Origin of the sequence: Caballeronia sp. LZ065, assembly GCF_031450975.1 — a bacterium.
In the GTDB taxonomy this organism is placed as follows: Bacteria; Pseudomonadota; Gammaproteobacteria; order Burkholderiales; family Burkholderiaceae; genus Caballeronia.
The window spans coordinates 439,514-458,237 of the sequence record NZ_JARUXV010000003.1 but is presented as its reverse complement, the minus strand read 5'-3'; the positions used below and the strand labels follow the sequence as shown (position 1 = coordinate 458,237).

General features: G+C 62.5%; 18 protein-coding genes. 10 read left to right on the top strand and 8 right to left on the bottom strand.

Annotation, left to right across the window (positions count from 1 at the left end):
• Positions 1-15: 15 nt before the first annotated feature.
• A complete protein-coding gene (locus QCE63_RS22310; RefSeq protein WP_309836059.1) occupies positions 16-1,488 on the bottom strand; it encodes a circularly permuted type 2 ATP-grasp protein in 1,473 nt (490 codons plus the stop codon).
• Between the two features lie 416 nt (positions 1,489-1,904).
• On the opposite strand from QCE63_RS22310, the gene QCE63_RS22305 reads away from it, so the two are divergent.
• From QCE63_RS22305 to QCE63_RS22280, 6 genes are all read left to right on the top strand, one after another.
• On the top strand, positions 1,905-2,618 hold the full coding sequence (locus QCE63_RS22305; RefSeq protein WP_309836057.1) for a YceH family protein: 714 nt from the start codon (positions 1,905-1,907) through the stop codon (positions 2,616-2,618).
• Positions 2,619-2,635: 17 nt separating this feature from the next.
• A complete protein-coding gene (gene mnmD, locus QCE63_RS22300; protein ID WP_309836056.1) occupies positions 2,636-3,379 on the top strand; it encodes a tRNA (5-methylaminomethyl-2-thiouridine)(34)-methyltransferase MnmD in 744 nt (247 codons plus the stop codon).
• 205 nt (positions 3,380-3,584) lie between these two features.
• Positions 3,585-3,785 carry a DUF3311 domain-containing protein gene (locus QCE63_RS22295; protein ID WP_309836054.1) on the top strand — a complete coding sequence of 67 codons (201 nt, stop codon included), beginning with the start codon at positions 3,585-3,587 and terminating at the stop codon, positions 3,783-3,785.
• Positions 3,782-5,263, top strand: a complete 1,482-nt coding sequence (mctP, locus tag QCE63_RS22290) for a monocarboxylate uptake permease MctP (RefSeq protein WP_309836052.1) — start codon at positions 3,782-3,784, stop codon at positions 5,261-5,263. Before QCE63_RS22295 ends, mctP begins: the two co-directional genes overlap by 4 nt.
• 123 nt (positions 5,264-5,386) lie before the next feature.
• Positions 5,387-6,319, top strand: a complete 933-nt coding sequence (locus tag QCE63_RS22285) for an LLM class oxidoreductase (protein WP_309836051.1) — start codon at positions 5,387-5,389, stop codon at positions 6,317-6,319.
• A gap of 26 nt (positions 6,320-6,345) precedes the next feature.
• Positions 6,346-7,818 carry an amidase gene (locus QCE63_RS22280; RefSeq protein ID WP_309836049.1) on the top strand — a complete coding sequence of 491 codons (1,473 nt, stop codon included), beginning with the start codon at positions 6,346-6,348 and terminating at the stop codon, positions 7,816-7,818.
• 1 nt (position 7,819) lies between these two features.
• Here QCE63_RS22280 and QCE63_RS22275 read toward each other — a convergent pair whose 3' ends face one another.
• Positions 7,820-8,314 (bottom strand): H-NS histone family protein, encoded by a 495-nt coding sequence (locus QCE63_RS22275; protein ID WP_309836048.1) that lies wholly within the window; start codon positions 8,312-8,314, stop codon positions 7,820-7,822.
• Positions 8,315-8,727: 413 nt separating this feature from the next.
• Positions 8,728-9,171, bottom strand: coding sequence for a DUF3331 domain-containing protein (locus tag QCE63_RS22270; RefSeq protein WP_309836046.1), 444 nt, complete (start codon positions 9,169-9,171; stop codon positions 8,728-8,730).
• 459 nt (positions 9,172-9,630) lie between these two features.
• Here QCE63_RS22270 and QCE63_RS22265 point away from each other — a divergent pair, with 459 nt between their 5' ends.
• Complete coding sequence (locus QCE63_RS22265; RefSeq protein ID WP_309836045.1) at positions 9,631-9,900, top strand: DUF1488 family protein; 270 nt, start codon at positions 9,631-9,633, stop codon at positions 9,898-9,900.
• Positions 9,901-9,933: 33 nt separating this feature from the next.
• Here the strand turns inward: QCE63_RS22265 and QCE63_RS22260 are convergent, their stop codons facing one another.
• From QCE63_RS22260 to QCE63_RS22245, 4 genes are all read right to left on the bottom strand, one after another.
• Complete coding sequence (locus tag QCE63_RS22260; RefSeq protein WP_309836043.1) at positions 9,934-11,238, bottom strand: cytochrome c; 1,305 nt, start codon at positions 11,236-11,238, stop codon at positions 9,934-9,936.
• Between the two features lie 11 nt (positions 11,239-11,249).
• Positions 11,250-13,484, bottom strand: coding sequence for a xanthine dehydrogenase family protein molybdopterin-binding subunit (locus QCE63_RS22255; RefSeq protein WP_309836042.1), 2,235 nt, complete (start codon positions 13,482-13,484; stop codon positions 11,250-11,252).
• Position 13,485: 1 nt separating this feature from the next.
• Positions 13,486-13,941, bottom strand: a complete 456-nt coding sequence (locus QCE63_RS22250; RefSeq protein WP_309836040.1) for a 2Fe-2S iron-sulfur cluster-binding protein — start codon at positions 13,939-13,941, stop codon at positions 13,486-13,488.
• A gap of 308 nt (positions 13,942-14,249) precedes the next feature.
• Positions 14,250-15,119 (bottom strand): LysR family transcriptional regulator, encoded by an 870-nt coding sequence (locus QCE63_RS22245; protein WP_309836039.1) that lies wholly within the window; start codon positions 15,117-15,119, stop codon positions 14,250-14,252.
• Between the two features lie 101 nt (positions 15,120-15,220).
• Between QCE63_RS22245 and QCE63_RS22240 the strand changes: the two genes are divergently transcribed.
• Both QCE63_RS22240 and QCE63_RS22235 read left to right on the top strand, forming a co-directional pair.
• On the top strand, positions 15,221-16,225 hold the full coding sequence (locus QCE63_RS22240) for a zinc-dependent alcohol dehydrogenase family protein (protein WP_309836038.1): 1,005 nt from the start codon (positions 15,221-15,223) through the stop codon (positions 16,223-16,225).
• A 110-nt stretch (positions 16,226-16,335) separates the two neighbouring features.
• Entirely contained in the window at positions 16,336-17,457 is a 1,122-nt protein-coding gene (locus QCE63_RS22235; RefSeq protein WP_309836037.1) for a VIT1/CCC1 family protein, read from the top strand.
• A 17-nt stretch (positions 17,458-17,474) separates the two neighbouring features.
• Here QCE63_RS22235 and QCE63_RS22230 read toward each other — a convergent pair whose 3' ends face one another.
• The gene (locus tag QCE63_RS22230) at positions 17,475-18,263 is read right to left on the bottom strand and encodes an aspartyl/asparaginyl beta-hydroxylase domain-containing protein (protein ID WP_309836036.1); all 789 of its coding nucleotides are present in this window, start codon (positions 18,261-18,263) and stop codon (positions 17,475-17,477) included.
• A gap of 94 nt (positions 18,264-18,357) precedes the next feature.
• Between QCE63_RS22230 and QCE63_RS22225 the strand changes: the two genes are divergently transcribed.
• Entirely contained in the window at positions 18,358-18,723 is a 366-nt protein-coding gene (locus tag QCE63_RS22225; protein ID WP_309836035.1) for a VOC family protein, read from the top strand.
• Position 18,724 lies beyond the last annotated feature (1 nt).

Sequence of the window (18,724 nt, the reverse complement as noted above, 5' to 3'; positions counted from 1 at the left end):
CGCCAGTGAATGTCCCTAGCGCTCCAGCACCCACGTATCCTTGGTCCCGCCGCCTTGCGATGAATTGACCACCAGCGATCCTTCACGCAAGGCTACCCGCGTCAGTCCGCCCGGCACCATGCGCACTTCAGTACCCGACAGCACGAACGGACGCAGGTCGATATGACGCGGCGCAATGCCCGCTTCCACGTAAGTCGGACAGGTGGACAGCGCAAGAGTTGGTTGCGCGATGTACTTCTCCGGATGTGCCTCCAGCACCGCACGAAACTCCGCGATCTGCGCGGTCGTGGACGCGGGCCCCACCAGCATCCCATAGCCGCCCGCGCCATGCGTTTCCTTCACGACGAGTTCGGGCAGATGATCGAGCACATACTTGAGATCGTCAGGCTTGCGGCACATCCAGGTCGGCACGTTGTTCAGGATGGGTTCTTCGCCCAGATAGAAACGCACCATGTCCGGCACATACGGATAAATGGATTTGTCATCGGCAATGCCGGTGCCCACCGCATTGCACAGCGATACATTGCCCATCCGGTACGCGTCGATCAGACCCGGCACGCCGAGCGCCGAATCCGGACGGAACACGAGCGGGTCAAGGAAGTCGTCGTCCACGCGCCGATAGATGACATCGACCCGCTGCGGCCCCTGCGTCGTGCGCATGAAGACCTGATGATCATCGACGAACAGATCCTGTCCCTCGACCAGCTCCACGCCCATTTGCTGCGCCAGGAACGCATGCTCGAAATAAGCCGAGTTGTACATGCCGGGCGTCATCACGACGATGGTCGGATTCCCGGCGGCGGCGGGCGCGGCGGCGCGCAAGGTATCGAGCAAGAGATCCGGATAGTGCGCCACCGGCGCCACGCGATTGCGCGCGAACAGATCCGGAAAGAGCCGCATCATCATCTTGCGGTTTTCGAGCATGTACGACACGCCCGACGGCACGCGCAGGTTATCCTCCAGCACGTAGAACTCGCCCTGTCCCGCACGCACGATATCGATGCCGGCAATATGCGCATAGATATCGCGCGCCACGTTCACGCCGCGCATCTGCGGCCGATACTGCGCGTTGCCGAGAATCTGCGCCTCGGGAATGATGCCCGCGCGGATGATGTTCTGCTCGTGATAGATGTCGTGAATGAAGCGGTTGAGCGTATTCACGCGCTGCCGCAGGCCGCGTTCGAGCGCGCGCCATTCATCGGCGGGAAAGATGCGCGGAATCACGTCGAAGGGAATGGTGCGCTCGGGAATGATGCCCGGCACGTCACTGGTGCCGTAGACCGCGAAGGTAATGCCCACGCGCCTGAAGTTGAGATCGGCTTCCGCGCGCTTGATATCGATCTGCTGTTCGCTTTGCACGGTCAGCCAGTTCATGAAGTCGCGGTAATGCGTGCGAGGATCGCCCGCCGCGCGAAACGCTTCGGGCGGCATGCCCCGCGCTTCGAGATCGTTGCGGTCGAACATCTCGTTGAAGAATGCTTGCGTCATAACCGGTCTTCCATATGAAGTGCATGCCGGGGTGGCGGTGCCCCTGCGTTCATATTTCTGGTTGCACTCCCGCAATGCCTGAAGAGCCTGAAAGACGCGGCGCGCCGGTCATGCCGGTCACGCCGTTAGGCAACCTCGAAGCGCGATGCGCGCAGGTACGTCGAATCAATCGTTCGATCGTACCGCGCATCGTTTGCGCGGGCAGCCCAGTGCCGAACACAAAAAAGCAACTTCGATGCCAATCGATGAAACTATTTTAATCCTCGTGAAAACATGCGACTGGATGAGCTTGACGCCACCTCATGCACCAAAACGACGCGCCATCTTCCTGCTCACGGCCTCATAACGGATTCATGCCGCAAGACGGTGCGCGGCCACCGGTATGATAGGCGTCTTCCAGCAAGCCGAACGACGCCATGAACATCCCTTCCGAAGCCGCTCCCCGTCCCGCGTTGCGCGAACTCACCCTGCTCGAAACGCGCGTGCTGGGTGTGCTCGTCGAGAAACAGCATACGGTGCCGGATACGTATCCGCTGTCGCTGAATTCCCTGACCTCCGGTTGCAATCAGAAGACCGCGCGTTCTCCCGTGATGAACGTCAGCGAAGACGAGGTGCTGACGACCATCGACGGTCTCAAGCGTCTGAGCCTCGTGATCGAGGGCAGCAGCAGCCGGGTGCCGCGCTTCGAACACAACGTCAATCGCGTGCTTGGCGTGCCGAGCCAGTCGGTCGCGCTGCTCGCCACGCTCTTTCTGCGCGGCCCTCAGACGGCCGCCGAACTGCGCGCGAATAGCGCGAGGCTGCACGCGTTCGCGGACATATCGTCGGTGGAAAGCTTTCTCGATGAACTGGCCGGCAACACGCCACCGCGTGTCGTCAGATTGCCGCGCGTGCCCGGCGAGCGCGAAAGCCGCTGGATGCACTTGCTGTGTGGCGAAGTGAGTGCGAGCGCAAGCGAACCGCTCGCGCGCGACGCGCAAGGCGAGGAAAGCTTCTCAGCTTCGGAATTCGAAGCGCTCAAGTCGGAGCAGAAGCGACTGGCTCACGAAGTCGTGCAACTGCGTGCAATGGTCGTGCGCATGGCCGGCGAACTGGGCATGTCGCTCGACCAACCGTCGCCGGATGCCTGATCCATCGGGATGCGCCCATGCACGAACCGCTTGTCCCGGCACCGCTCGTGTTTCGCGACGACGGCACGCCTTGGTCGCCCCGTCATGACGACATCTATCACAGCGCCGCCGGGGCGCTGTCGCAAGCGCGTCATGTGTTCCTGAACGGCAATGGCCTGCCCGAACGATGGCGCGGCAAGCCGCATTTCAACGTGCTGGAGACGGGCTTCGGCATGGGCATCAACTTTCTCGCCACCTGGGCGGCGTGGCGCGACGATCCTCAACGTCCCGCCTCCATCCATTTCATTTCGGTAGAGAAGTATCCGTTCAGTGCCTCCGACCTGCGCCGCGCGCTAGCGGCGATCATCGACGATGCTTCCGTCATGCCCCTTGCCGCTTCGCTCGCGGCCGCGTGGCCTGTGCTTGTGACGGGCATCCACCGGATCGAACTGGAACAACGCGCCTTGACGCTCACGCTCGCTTTCGGCGATGTCATGGATGTCGTGCCGCGTCTGAAGCAGGACGGCATGACAGCCGACGCGATCTATCTCGACGGCTTCGCGCCTGCGAGGAATCCGGACATGTGGACGCCGGCACTGTTTGCCTCGCTAGCCGGAATGGCAAGCGACGACGCCAGCTTCGCCACTTATACGAGCGCGGGCCAGGTCAAGCGCGCGCTGCTTCAAAATGGTTTCGAATATCGCAAGGTGCGCGGCTTTGGCGGCAAGCGCGCGATGCTTGCCGGCAAGCGCGCGTCGGTTAGTGATGAAATTATTTTGTAATCTTTCCGGTTATCGACCGCAACAGAAAGCTATCAGTAATACAGCTTTTTTCGTTCACCTCTTCTCTGAAGCGCCCGGCAATAATCCGGAATATCCCGGATAATGCGCACCCGTTGGCGGCGCGGCTCTCGTTTCGATCGGCGAATCGAATGGCGTGGACGTGCCGGCACGTTCTTGTCAGCGCAGATTCACGAGGAGAAAGGTCTTGGAATCCAATAACGACGCGCCGCGCAGCCCCTGGCTGTGGATTGCGCTACTCATTCCGTACGTAGCCTTGCTATGGCTGCCGTTCTATAACGACACCCGTCCTTCAATCGGCGGATTCCCATTCTTCTACTGGTATCAGTTCCTGTGGGTGCCGCTCACGTCGCTCCTGCTTTATGTCGTGTACAGGGGCCTCAAATGAACGATCTCACTCCAGTCGATCCGCTCGCGATGAGCATCTTCATCGCGTTCTTTGCGCTCGTGACCATCGTCGGCTTCTTTGCCGCGCGCTGGAAACGCGGCGATCTTACCCAGTTACACGAATGGGGCCTCGGCGGCCGCCAGTTCGGCGTGGTCATCTCGTGGTTCCTGGTCGGCGGCGACTTCTACACGGCGTACACCGTCATTGCCGTGCCCGCGCTGGTGTATTCGGTGGGCGCCTACGGCTTCTTCGCGCTGCCCTATACGATCATCGTGTATCCGTTCGTGTTCGCCGTGATGCCCAAGCTGTGGAAAATCGCTCATGCGAAAAACCACATCACCGGCGCTGATTACGTGCAAGGCGAGTATGGCGGCAAATGGTTCCCGGCGGCCGTGGCAGTGACCGGCATCGTTGCCACGATGCCTTACATCGCGCTGCAACTCGTCGGCATGCAGGTCGTCATCAAGGGGCTCGGCGTGACCGGTGAACTGCCGCTCATCGTCGCGTTCGTGATTCTCGCGCTCTATACCTACACGAGCGGCCTGCGCGCGCCGGCCATGATCGCGTTCGTGAAGGACATCATGATCTATATCGTGGTGATCGCCGCCGTGTGGCTGATTCCGGCCAAGCTGGGCGGTTATGGCCACGTCTTCGACGCCGCCGATCAATACTTCAAGGCGAAGGGCGGCGCGACCGGCATCCTGCTCAAGCCCGGCCAGTTCACCGCCTATGCATCGCTCGCGCTGGGTTCGGCGCTTGCCGCGTTCATGTATCCGCATACGATGACCGCCGTGCTGTCGTCGTCATCTGCCGCGACAGTGCGCAAGAACGCGATCTTCCTGCCCGCCTACACGCTGCTGCTCGGCCTGATCGCCTTGCTCGGCTATATGGCGATTGCGGCCGGCATCCACGTGAAGTCGGCCTCCGATGTCGTGCCGGCGCTGTTCGGCACGCTGTTTCCGTCGTGGTTCGTCGGCTTCGCGGCCGCCGCCATTGCGATCAGCGCGCTCGTGCCCGCGGCCATCATGTCCATCGGCGCCGCGAACCTCTTCACGCGCAATCTCTGGCGTCCGCTGGTATCGCCCGATATGACATCGGCGTCGGAAGCATCGACGGCCAAGGTCGTGTCGCTGGTCGTGAAGTTCGGCGCGTTGCTGTTCATCGTGTTCCTGCCGACGCAATATGCCATCGACCTGCAATTGCTCGGCGGCGTGTGGATCCTGCAGATCTTCCCGGCCATCGTGTTCACGCTGTTCACGCGCCGCCTGACGACGCCGGGGCTGTTCCTCGGCTGGCTGTGCGGCATCGTGCTCGGCACCGGACTCGCGATCTCGCAAGGACTCAAGCCGGTCTATGTGCTGCATGCCGGCGACGCCAGCTGGCCGCTGTACATCGGCATCATCGCGCTCGTCGTGAATGTGATCGTGACGTTCGCGGTGTCGCTGGTCACGCGACGCACTGCAGTCGCTGCTGCCTGATCCCACGTCAGCGGCATGAAGGAGCCCGGCCCCGTACAGGCGCCGGGCTCTTTTTCATCCACACGCCGATACGGGTCGCGGTGATACCATCGACGGCGAATCCATTCCGATGCCCTTCGTGTCATGTCCTCCATCGCGAACCAGGTGTTCGCTCCCCATGCGCTTTCCATCGGCCTAACCTTGCCGATCACCGGCGACCACCAGAGCGTGGTCGACTTCAACGAGCAGATCGAACTCGCGCGGCTGGCGGACCAGCTGGGCTTTCGTGCGCTCTGGGTGCGCGACGTGCCGCTCAATAGCGCCGATTACCCGGACCCCGTCGGACACCTCGACCCATGGGTGCTGTTGGGCGCGCTTGCATCGAACACACAGCGCGCCGCGCTGATCAGCGGCGCGATCGTGCTGACACTGCGGCATCCGTTGCATATCGCCAAGGCGGCGTTCTCGGTGAATGATCTGTCGCGCGGACGCTTCGTGCTCGGCCTGGGCTCAGGCGACCGGCCGCCGGAATATGCTGCATTCGGCCGCGATCCGGAGGAGCGGCGCGAGTTGTATCGACGGCATTGGGACACGCTTGCGGCGGCCGTTGCAATGCCTTCGACCGTCATCCCCGATCACGCAAGCGACGCTGCGCCCGAGTTCTATTTGCTGCCCCGCCAGGTCGCGCCCATTCCGTTGCTTGCCGTGGGTTCGGGCGGCCAGAGCGTGGACTGGATCGCGCGCCATTCGATCGGCTGGATGACCTATCACCGCGAACCGCAAGCACAGCGCGGCCGCTACAGCATGTGGCGCGCGGCAGTGGAGCGCGCGGCGGGCGGCGCGTTTCGGGCCTTCGGCGTCGCGATGCGCCTCGAGCTCGCCGACGATCCCGCCGAACCGGCGCACGAGCTTGCGCTGGGCTATCGCACCGGGCATCGCGCGCTGATCGACATCCTGCAACGGATGCGCGAGAACGGCACGCATCATGTCACGCTCAACGTGACATCCGAGGTGCGCCCGGCGCGCGACATCATCGAAGAACTCGCTGCCAGCGTGCTTCCGCAGTTTCATCATTGAGCCCACGGCTTATCTTCAACGAGACCATGACCGCACCCGACGCCACTCCCGATCTTCCACCGAGCGACGATATCGTGTCGCTTGGCGCCGTTGCGCTGTCCCGCGCGATTCATTCACGCGCGGTTTCCTGCGTCGAGGTCATGAAGGCTCATCTCGCGCAGATCGACAAGTTCAATCCGGTGGTCAATGCCATCGTTGCATTGCAGGACAGGGACGCCTTGCTCAGGCTGGCAAGCGAGCGTGACGCGCAACTGGCCGCGGGCAAGAGCCTGGGTCCGCTGCATGGCTTTCCTCAAGCGCCGAAAGATATCCTGCCCGTTGCAGGCATGGTCACGACCAAGGGCTCGCCGATCTACGCCGGTGAAGTCAGCCAGACCGACGCGCTGATATTCGAGCGCATGCGCCAGGGCGGCGCGCTATTCGTGGGCCGCACGAATTCGCCCGAATTCGGCCTGGGCGGCCATACCTATAACCCGGTGTATGGCACCACGCGCAATGCCTTCGACCCGACGCGCTCCGCCGGCGGCAGCAGCGGCGGCGCGGCCGTCGCCGTTGCGTTGCACATGCTGCCCTGCGCGGACGGATCGGACATGATGGGGTCGCTGCGCACGCCTGCCGCGTTCAATCATGTCTTCGGCTTCCGCACGACGCCCGGATGCGTGCCCTATGCGCCAAGCGACGACGTGTTCTTCCAGCAATTCAGCGTGGCCGGCCCGATGGCGCGGTCCATTCCAGACCTTGGCCTGTTGTTATCGGTACAAGCCGGCTTTGACGCCCGCGCGCCGCTTTCGCGCAGAAGCGAACAGCCTGCGGACTTCGCTTATGCGCTCGAAGGCGACATGCGGGGGAAGCGCATCGGCTGGCTGGGCGACCTGAACGGACACTTGCCGACCGAGCCCGGCTTGATGGCGACCTGCGAAGCGGCTTTGCGCCATTTCGACACCATCGGCTGCGTGGTGGAAGCCGCGCGCGTGGGCTGTGATCCGGAACGTCTCTGGCGTGCGTGGATCGATCTGCGCAGCCTGACGTTTTCAGGGACCAACGGCGCGCTCTGGCGGGACACCGCGAAACGCGCGTTGCTCAAGCCCGAGGCGGTATGGGAGATCGAGCGCGGCCTGAAACTCTCAAGCGAAGCCATTTCGCACGCAGTGCGGGAGCGGACGGCATGGTATCAGGCGATCCATGCGTTATTCGAACGCTTCGACTTCCTGGTGATGCCTTCGGCCCAGGTCTTTCCGTTCGATGCGTCACTCGACTGGCCTCATGCGATTGCCGGGCGTGACATGGACACATACCACCGCTGGATGGAGACGGTGGTTCCCGCCACGATGGCTTCCCTACCCGCACTCAGCGCGCCCGCCGGCTTCAATGCAGCCGGTTTGCCAGCGGGCTTGCAAATCATGGGGCCAGTGCAGAACGATCTCGACGTGCTTCGGCTTGGGCTTGCCTATGAACGGGCAAGCGACTATTCCACACGACGCAGCCCATTGCTCGACTAGATCAAGCGGCGGCGCGCTGCACGGATCTCTGACCGGTACCGGGCTCCGCGCGGTCAGACAGCTTCGCCGCCTTCTTGGCTCCAGTCTTGCGCGCGCGCTTCGCACCGGCGGCGCGCGAAGCGGGTGCGGCTCTGTTCGAAGCAGGCTTGTCCGCCGCAGGTTCGATCAGATAGACACTCCGATCCGGCGCCTCCTTGATCCACGCGGGCGCTCGCGCATGACCGCTCCACGTGGCGCCCGACTCCGGATTGCGATACTTCGGCGGCAGCTTCGTTCCCTGCCCCCTTCCGGTCCTGGCTGACGTATTCCGCGAACCGGCGGGACGGCCGCGCATCTTCCCCAATCCCGCCTTGACCAGATCCGCCATGGTCAGACCGTACTCTTGCATGAGCGCGCGGATACTGGCGATAGCCTCCAGTGACTTTTCCTCGCGCAAGGCATCCGCGCGACGCTGCAATTCCTGAATCTGGTTTTCCAGCTGCGCCAGAGTAGCCATTGTTCCTCCTGAAACATGAAGCGGCCTTGGAACGACACCTAGAGCGACACTTAAGGCGAGCCTTGCACCGATGCCTGGCGTGACGACGCGACCGGCTCAAGCAGCCAACGGCCCATGGCTGGTCTGGAGCTTCGCCATAACTTCGGCATAACCTTGCGATCCTGCGAGGTTGTGTCGCAGGAAATCTTATCTGGCGCACGCCGCGCCGAAGCGCTCATGCTCAAAAGATTACCTTTATCGCCTTCTGATATTGCACAGCACGAGCCAAGGGCTCTTGCCATTGCTCTTGCTCGATTCCGTCTTATGGCGTGCCCGATATCGAGTAGCCCAGCAGACGAATGACCGGAATGGGCAATCCCGGCGCGACATATTCTCGATAGTTGGGACGCACGTCTGTCATGAAGTCTTTTTCGTCATTCGACAGCGAGTGCCGCTTCCGGCTCCAGCGGCGTGATCACGACGGCCCGGGCGAGGATCATCGCGCCGCTGTTGAGGGGTATCGACCTGCCGACACGTCTTGGCCGGTACACCGGCTGGCCGCGCCGGATTGCCTGTCCGCTCAATGCGCACGTGCCGCGCTTGCGCGCCGTGCAGAGCGACCAGACCTGCTCGGAATAATTGAAAGAGGTCGGGTCGTGCCAGGACAGCGCAAGGGTTGAAGCACTCAGGCGTTCGAGCACGCGTATGTTCACGCGGCCCGTCTCGTTGTCCGGCGCGAAACTGCCTCTGATCGGCACTTTGCGGACCAGCGCTCGAGTCAGGGACGCGGGATGGTCGGCTGCTTCGGACAGGCGGCCCGATATGTCGAGCATGGCCAGGGTACGGCTCCAGGGATCCATCATCGATGGACTCTTCATGTTCCGCTCCTGTTCGCGACGACGCGCACCGCAAGAGCGACCGGGTGAGCGTTGCCGATGTGATGACGGGAATGCGAGACACGTTCCGCTTGCCGAGCCGGATTGTCGCGCTAGTGAATCCGCCCAAAGAACCGGGCGACACTGCCGCTTCGGATTATCGTTCCTAGAGTAGTACACATGGACCGTATTTTGTTTCCATTTTTCCTGAAATACATGTTCGCGAACGCCATCGCTTGCTCAGAGGCGACGCGCTCGAGCGTTCGCAAGCCAAGGCATCTCAAGCACCTTCGCTTGAACGAACGGACGTTCGCCGCCAAGCAGCGTCAAGGCGGAATTCTTCACTTGAATGAAGTAAGGAACGTCAGGCAATCCAGACAGCTTTCGCTTTCGATCCGGAGTGCGCGCATGCGTCGATTTCTGACACAATAAAACCGGCGCCCTGGACACTCCTGTCAGATCATGACAAGCAAGCTCCCGATCCATGCAAGCATCGCTGCGGACCGTGCGTCCGTCAGTTTCGTCGCGTTTTCCCGCGAGCAGGCCATTCAATGCAACATCACCCGCAAGGCGCTGGAGCAATGTTTCTGGGCGCCCGTGGGCGCCAGCGACGAGCGTCTGCTGAAAGCCTTGAGCGACGGTTATGAACGTATCAGCGCGCGCGTCCACCGGAAGTTTCTGGCTCACCCGGCCAGTTCCATTCACCTCGACGTCATCGACTTTGCTTCATGAGGCGAATCGATCAAGCGCGCGCCATGCGTTCGCCTAGCGCGCCGCCTGGGTGGCCTTGCGCATCTTCGCCACGTCCTCCGGCGCTATCGCGGGCGCATTGTTATTGTTATTCCACGCGCCGCGAATGAAGGTCAGGACGTCGGCGATCTGCCGGTCATTCAAAACCGGTGCATAGCGCGGCATCGGATAAGGCGCGGGCACGCCTTGAAGAACGATATCCTCCGTCCCGTTGAGCGTGACGTTGATGAGCGACGACGCATCCTTTTCCAGCACATTCGGGTTGCCCGCAAGCGGCGCCAGCATCGGCGCGAAGCCACGTCCGTCCACGCCGTGGCAATGCATGCAGTACGCCGTATAGACGCGTGCCCCTGCGTCCGAAGCCGCGGGCCGCGTGAGCGATACGCGCGTCGCTTTGGGATCATACGAATAGGCCGGCGCTCCCGTGCCGCCCGCCGCCGGCAAGGATTTCAGATACTGCGCCATGGCGGTGATGTCGGCGTTGTCCAGATGTTGCGTGCTGTTGTTGATGACGCTCGTCATCGAGCCGAATGCCGAAGCATGCGCATTCGCACCGGTCTTCAGAAAGGTCGCGACATCCTGCTCCGACCAGCGCCCGAGGCCCGTATTGTGTTCGCCGGTCAGGTTCGAGGCGAACCAGTTATCGAGCGGGCCGCCTGTCAGGAACGCGCTGCTGCTTTCATCGAGGCCTTTTTCCTGGAACGCGATGCCGCGCGGCGTATGACACGAGCCGCAATGTCCCAGCCCCTGAATCAGGTAAGCGCCGCGATTCCACGCGACATCCTTGCCCTGCTTGTTCTGATACGCGCCGTTCTCGAGAAACACCATGTTCCATAACTTGAGCGGCCAGCGCATGTTCATGGGCCACTTGATGTCCGCTTCCCGATTCGCCTGGTTCACCGGCGTGACGCCATGCATGAAGTACGCATAGAGCGCATGCATGTCCTCGTCATTGATCTTCGCGTACGACGGATACGGCATCGCCGGATAAAGGTTATGGCCGTCCTTCGCGACACCCTTGCGCAAGGCGCGCGCAAAGTCCTCTTCCGTGTAACGGCCAATCCCGGTTTCAGGGTCCGGCGTGATGTTGGTCGAATAGATGGCGCCGACGGGCGTCATCATCTTGAGGCCGCCCGTGAGCGGCTTGCCGCGCGGAATCGAATGGCACGCGACACAGTCGCCCGCTTTCGCGAGATAGGCGCCACGGGCGACGAGCGCGTCGTTCGCGGTATCGGCGGCGCGTGCAGCGGAGGTCGACAGGCAAAAGGCCATGCCTGCCGCATACAGCGCCGCGCAAAGCGGCTTGAATGCGTTCTTCATGACGGGCTCCCTCAAGCGCTGCGCAACTGGCTGCCGACCGGTAACTGCCTCAGTCGCTTGCCGGTGGCCGCATAGATCGCATTGGTGATGGCCGGCGCGAGCGCGGCCGTCCCGGGTTCGCCGATGCCGCCGGGCGCTTCGGTGCTCTTGACGATATGCACTTCCACCGGCGGCGTTTCATGAATCCGCAAGATGCGATAGTCCGTGAAGTTGCTTTGCTCGACCCTGCCGTCCTTGATCGTGATCTCGCTATAGAGCGCCGCCGTGATGCCAAAAATGATGCCGCCCTGCACTTGCGCTTCGATGGTGTTCGGGTTCACGGCCATGCCGCAATCCACCGCGCACACGATGCGCTCGACCTTGACCTCGCCTTCCTTGTCGACGCTCACATCGGCGACGATCGAGAAGAAGCTGCCAAACGCGTGCATCACTGAGACGCCGCGCCCCTGCCCTTGCGGCAATGCATGTTGTCCCCAGCCGGCCGCCTGCGTGGCGACATCGAGCACGTTGCGCGCGCGCGGCGACTTGCCCAGCAGGTCGCGCCGGTACTGGACCGGATCGGCCTTGGCCTGCGCCGCGAGTTCGTCGATGAAACTCTCCACCACGAAGGTGCCGCGCGTTGGCCCCACGCCGCGCCAGAACGCGGTGGGGACATCATGCGGTTCGAGCCGCACGTAATCGATCAGTTGATTCGGCAGATCGTAGGGAAGATCGGCCGCGACTTCCACCGCGTCCGGATCGACGCCGTTCTTCACGGCAGGCGGCGCGAAGCGCGCCAGCACCGACGACCCGACGATGCGATGCGTCCAGGCGACCGGCTTGCCGTTTGCATCGAGGCCCGCGGAAAGCTGGTCGTAATAGCACGGACGGTACATGTCATGCTGAATGTCTTCTTCGCGCGACCACGTCACCTTGACGGGCACGCCCAGCGCCTTGCCGATCTTGAGCGCCTGCGTCGCCATGTCGAATTCGAGCCGTCTGCCAAAGCCGCCGCCGAGCAGATGGTTGTGCACGACGATCTTGTCCGCAGACAAGCCCGTGGCCTGCATGCCGGCGTCGCGAACGCGCGTGGGCACCTGCGTGCCGAGCCAGATGTCGCAGCCGTCCGGGCGCACATGCACGGTGCAGTTGATCGGCTCCATGGTTGCATGCGCAAGCAAGGGCTGAACGTACACGGCATCCACGCGCGTCTTGGCGCCCGACAATGCATTGCCGGCATCGCCTTCCTTGCGCGCGACGGCGCCGTTGCGCTGGGAGGCTTGCGCCATGTCATCGACGAGTTGCCGCGTCGACAGCTTCGCCCCCGCGCCTTCGTTCCACTCGATCTTCAGCGCCGCCGCACCGCGCTTCGCGGCCCATGTGTGATCGCCGATGACCGCAACGCCATTGTCGAACTTGACGACCTGGCGCACGCCCGGCACTTTCTTCGCGGCGCTGTCGTCGAAGGACACGACCGTGCCGCCGAAGACCGGGCAGTTGACGATGGCGGCGTACACCATGTCGGGAAGCCGCACGTCGAGTCCGAACATCGCGGTGCCATCGACCTTTTCGGGCGAATCGAGCCGCTTCACCGGCGTGCCGATGATCTTGAAGTCTTTCGGATCCTTGAGCTTGATGTCCGTGGGCACGGGCATCTTCGCGGCAGCTTCGGCGAGATCGCCATAACTTGCGCTGCGGTCGCCCGATGCATGGACCACCTTGCCGCCTTGCGCCTGACACGACGACGCGTCGCATTGCCACTGCTGCGCGGCCGCTGCGACGAGCATCATGCGCGCAGCCGCACCGGCTCGGCGCATGGGCTCCCAGGCATAGCGGATGGAGGTGGAGCCGCCCGTCAGCTGGCCGCCCAGCAGCGGATCGGTAAAGAGCTTTTCATTCGGCGGCGCGTGATCGATCGTGACCTGATCGAGCGGCACCTCGAGTTCCTCTGCGATCAGCATGGGCAGCGACGTATAGACGCCCTGTCCCATCTCGACCTTCGGCATGATGAGCACGACCTTGCCGCTCTTGTCGATCTGCACGAAGGCATTCGGCGCGAACACGCCGTCCTGTGGCGTCTCGACGCCATCGCCGCCGATCACCGACTTGCCCTTGCCTTGATCCTGGCTCGCGGCGGGCAGGCTGAAGCCGACCAGCAGTCCGCCGCCCGCGGCCACGCTCGCGGTTACGCCCCACTTCAGGAATACCCGGCGCGAGAAGCCCGCGCGAGCCGCATGTCGTCCCGCTTCGATCAGTCCTTGCGACATGTCACGCCTCCTTCGCTGCCTGCTTGATGGCGGCGCGGATGCGGTGATAGGTGCCGCAGCGGCAGATGTTGCCGGCCATGGCGGCATCGATGTCGGAGTCGCCGGGATCGGGCACGGTCGCGAGCAGGGCTGCGGCCGACATCACCTGGCCGGACTGGCAGTAGCCGCACTGCACGACGTCGAGCTTGCGCCAGGCTGCCTGCACCTTCTTGCCTGCTGGCGTGTCGCCGACTGCTTCGATTGTCGTGATCTTGCGATCACCCACTGCCGCTACCGGCAACACGCAAGAACGGACGGCCACGCCGTCGAGATGAACCGTGCAGGCGCCGCATTGCGCAATGCCGCAGCCGAACTTGGTGCCGGTGAGTCCGACGAGATCGCGCAAGACCCATAACACGGGCATGTCGGGCGGGGCATCGACCGTATGAGTCTGGCCATTGATTTCAAGCGTGGTCATGGGCGGCTCCGGCTTAGGAGTAGATATGGCGGATAGCGCAAATGGCCGGCTGCGGGGGGACAGCCGGCGTGAGGTCGAGCGGAAAGAGCTAGCGGATTGTAGCCTCGCTTTTGCAAACAAGCTCGACAGGTGGCGCGCGCGCATGTGCTCTTGAAGTTATCGGCTTGCCTTAATCTCCGCAGCCCTATTCTCTTCGATATTCCTTTAAGGCTCGTGTAAGCGTTGGCTTTGAACAAATTCAAAGGCTTCAGGCAAAAAAGAGGGTTAGTTGCAGTGCAAATTAGTCCGCGTCGATGGCTTGCGAATGACTATGCTTTGCCTAAAGCCGACAGCGTTTCCTCAAGCAGGGCGCGCAATCGCGCGACTCGCTTGAGATCGCGGTGATAACCCATCCATACGTCACGGCCCGGCGGTTGTTCGCCGACTTCGAAGCGTTTCAGGCGGGCATCGGCATCGCCGAGCGGACAAGGCAACACCGCGAAGCCCGCTCCCAAGGCGCACATCCGCGCCTGGACATCGCGATTGTTGCTGCCAAAGACGATCTTCGCCTTGGGCAATGCGCGCTTGACCCATAGCACGTCTGGTAATTGATCGAATGCGCTGTCCATGCTGATGAGCGTCTGTCCTTCTCCATCGCCCAGCGAAGGAGGCGCGAGATCGCGGCGGCCATAGAGTGCGTAATCGATATGCATGAGCTTGCGCTGCACCACGTCAGGCTCATCGAAGGGCGTGATGCGGAACACGAGATCCGCCTCGCGACGCGCCAGGTTATAGCGGCGCGCATCCGTCACGAGTTCGAGTTGTACAGCGGGATGCCTGGCGAGAAAGCGTGCGAATACCGGCGTCAGCACATGAACGCCGAACCAGTCCGACGATGAAACGCGCAGCAAGCCGGTCAGTGACGCTTCCTGTCCCGCCAGCGCGCGCGTGAAGCTCAGCGCCTCTTCTTCCATGCGCTCGGCGTGGGACAGCACGGCCGCGCCTTCGTCGGTGAGCACGAAGCCATCGCTCGTGCGCTGGAACAGCACATGACCGAGCGCGTCCTCCAGCGCGCGCAGACGGCGTCCCATGGTGGGCTGCGTCTGGCCTGTCACGCGCGCCGCAGCGCCCAGCGTGCCGGCTCGTGCGATGGCGAGGAACACCCGCACGTCGCTCCAGTCGAGATCGGGTCCATTCATTTTTGTATGATCGCCGTTCAATTTTTTGGATTTACATGCTTGTGTGCATGGCCGAGTATGAGCGTATCGAAACCAGCATTCAAGCTATCAAGGAGCCCGAGATGTCCACCATGCATGCACTCGTTCTGAACCGGCACGACGGTCCGCTTGAACTCGTCGACATGCTTCGTCCCGAACCCGGCCCGGGACAGGTTCTGGTGCGCATTGCCGCCAGCGGCCTCAATCCACTGGACACGAAGATCCGCGCCGGCGCCGCAGAGCACGCACGGCATCCGCTGCCGCTCGTGCTGGGCATCGACATGGCAGGCATCGTCGAGGCAGTCGGACACGACGTCGATGCCTTCAAACCCGGCGATGCCGTGTATGGCATGACCGGCGGCGTCGGCGGCATACAGGGTTCGCTTGCGCAATACGCGTCGGTCGATGCCACGCTGCTCGCCCACAAGCCCGCGAATCTCTCCTTGCACGACGCAGCCGCCCTGCCGCTTGCCTTCATTACCGCTCATGCGGGCATCGTGGACCGTGCGCGCGTGCAGGCCGGACAAACCGTGCTGGTCCAGGGCGGCGCCGGCGGTGTGGGACACGTCGCCGTGCAACTGGCGCGCTCGCTCGGTGCGCAAGTGTTTGCCACGGCCAGCCGAAAAGATCATGCCTATATCGAGAGCCTCGGCGCTATACCGATCGACTACAAGACAACGAGCGTCGAGCACTACGTCGCTGAACATACACACGGGGCCGGCTTCGACGTCGTGGTGGACACTGCCGGCGGCGCTTCGCTTGATGCATCGTTCGCAGCGGTCCGGCACTTCGCCCATGTCGTCAGCGCACTCGGATGGGGCAACCATGCGCTGGCCCCGCTGTCGTTCCGTGAAGCGAGCTATTCGGGCGTCTTCACGCTGTATCCGCTACTGACGGGAGAACATCGCGCGCATCATGGCGAGATGCTGCGCGTGGCTGCACGGCTCGTCGAAGCGGGCAGGCTCGTGCCGCGCGTGGATCCGCGCCGCTTCGACCTGCATCACGCGGAAACAGCCTATGAAGCATTGATGAGCGGCGCGGCGCAGGGAAAGATCGTGGTGGATGTCGACGCACAACGCCGCGCTTGATGAGACTCGAATACATTCGCACTTATCGTAACTTGTGGGGCTATTGGCAATCTTGACCGGCTTCGTCATTACCCTGAGAAGAACCAGGCGAACCATCCAAGGGTGATGTCATGGCCTCGCATGCTGAACTCAGGCGCTTCACCGCCAATCTCGCCGATGAACTCGACAGCGCCGCGCTCTACGACACACTGGCGCGAGCCGAACCGCAAGAAGACAAACGGCGCGTCTATGCCGAACTGGCCGACGCCGAGCGCCGCCATGCCAGCATCTGGGCCGCGAAACTCAACGCGAATGGCGTGCCTGTTCGTGCGCATCACCTGAGCGTGAAGACGCGCATCATGCGCACGCTGGCTCGCGCCTTCGGGCCGGACTTCGTGCTCCGCTCGGTCGCGGCGAACGAGAGGGCCGATCGCGACAAGTACGCCGGACAACCCGATGCCGCGCAGATGTCGATGGAAGAACGGCATCACGCGGACATCGTGCAGGACGTGGTGAGCCGCAACAAGGGACTCGACAAGGGTCACGCAATAGCGGCAGCCGAAGCATGGCATCGCGGCGTCGCTTCCGGCAACAACTTGCGCGCTGCCGTGCTCGGCGCGAATGACGGCCTCGTATCGAACTTCTGCCTCATCATGGGCGTCGCGGGCGCCGGTGCCGGAAGCAGAGCCGTCCTGCTCACCGCGTTCGCCGGTCTGATCGCGGGCGCGGCGTCGATGGCGCTCGGCGAATGGCTGTCCGTCACCAACGCGCGCGAACTGGCGCGCACGCAGATTGCGAAGGAGAAGGACGAACTCGATCACATGCCCGACGCCGAACGCCACGAACTCGCGCTCATCTATCAGGCGAAGGGCGTCGAGCCAGCGGAAGCGCGCCGCGTGGCCGCGCAGATCATGCTCGACAAGGACAAGGCACTCGATACCCTCACGCGCGAAGAGCTGGGACTCGATCCACGCGAACTCGGCGGCAATCCCTGGACAGCTGCGCTTGCGTCGTTTGCCTTGTTCGCCATTGGCGCAATGTTTCCGGCGGCGCCCTTTCTTTGGTCGAGCGGCGCGAACGGGATTGCGCAGTGCATGGCGTTGAGCGCGTTCGGACTGGCCGGCATTGGCATCTTCACCTCGCTGTTCAACGGCCGCGGCGCGCTTTTCTCAGCGGCGAGGCAAATGCTGATCGGACTGGCAGCGGCGGGCTGCACCTATGGGCTCGGGAAGCTGCTCGGCGTATCGCTGTAGTCACTGTAGTGAATGACTCAGCGAATCATCTCCCAGTTGGCATAGAACACGCGACGCACCGACACCACGCTCAGGCGCACGCCCGTCACGAGCGCATGCAATACGCGGCCGAAGTGCGTGGGCCGCAATACGTCCAGAAAGATGCAATAGCGCAAGCGGTCCGAATCGTTGATGGACTGATGCATGAGGGTGTCGTCGAAAATGAAGAGCGGCTCATCATGCCAATAATGCCGATGCCCCGCCACATCGATATATACGTTCTCGTCCTGCACAGGCTTCAGGTTATACAGGCAACGGAGCGTAAGTCGCAGAGGCCCGTAGTGGACCGAGGTGCTTTGCCACTCATTGAAAACCGATATGCCGATGGTCTGCACATACTTGAAGTTGCGGCCGAACTCGGGCAAGTCGATCGAGCTTTCCACCGGCACGCCGTACCAGCGCGCGAAGCACATGCCCCGCCGTTTGTCCGGCATCTGCGCGGCGAGATGCGCCTGAACATAAGTCAGGTTTTTCCGGAACGCGCCAATCACGTGGCGAATTTCTTCCTGATGACCCTCGGGCAGGTCCGCAAGCGCATAGATGCCGCGATTGCGCTTGCATAACAAATCCACCAGAAGATTGAATGGCGACAGCACCCACGTGAGCACGCCATTGCCAAAGAAATAGCGGCGCCAGCTGGCAAGATTGAATTGACGGCTACGCTGGAAGTCCGCGAATCCGCATGCGATGAACGCTATGCAGAAAGCCGGGGCAAAAAACAGAAGAATCAACAGAACAAGTTTGGTGAGCAGATCCTTTCGTTTCACATTCGGCCTCGGCGATGATCCACGTTGACCGTTACATGATAGTACCGAGTTACGCGCACGGTACACTGCCGTTTTAACCTCGCCCATCTACCGAATGAGCCAAGTCCTTTCGCTGCGCCCTTTCGTTCCCGCCAAAGACTTCGAGTTGTCCAAGCGCTTCTATGAGGCACTCGGCTTTCGCATCACGCATCAGGACGAGAACATCGCGATGCTGAAGTCCGAAGGCTTCAGCTTCATCCTGCAGAACTTTTATGTGAAGGAACTGGCCGAGAACTTCATGATGCAGATGCTCGTGCGCGATCTCGATGCCTGGTGGCGCGACACGAACCCGGCCGCTCTGAGCGGAAGCTTTCCGGTCAATCCCGCGCGTGCTCCCGCAGTGCAGAGCTGGGGAATGAAGGTCGGCTTCGTGTTCGATCCGTCCGGCGTGCTGTGGCACGTCGCAGAGGCGCTGTTCTGAG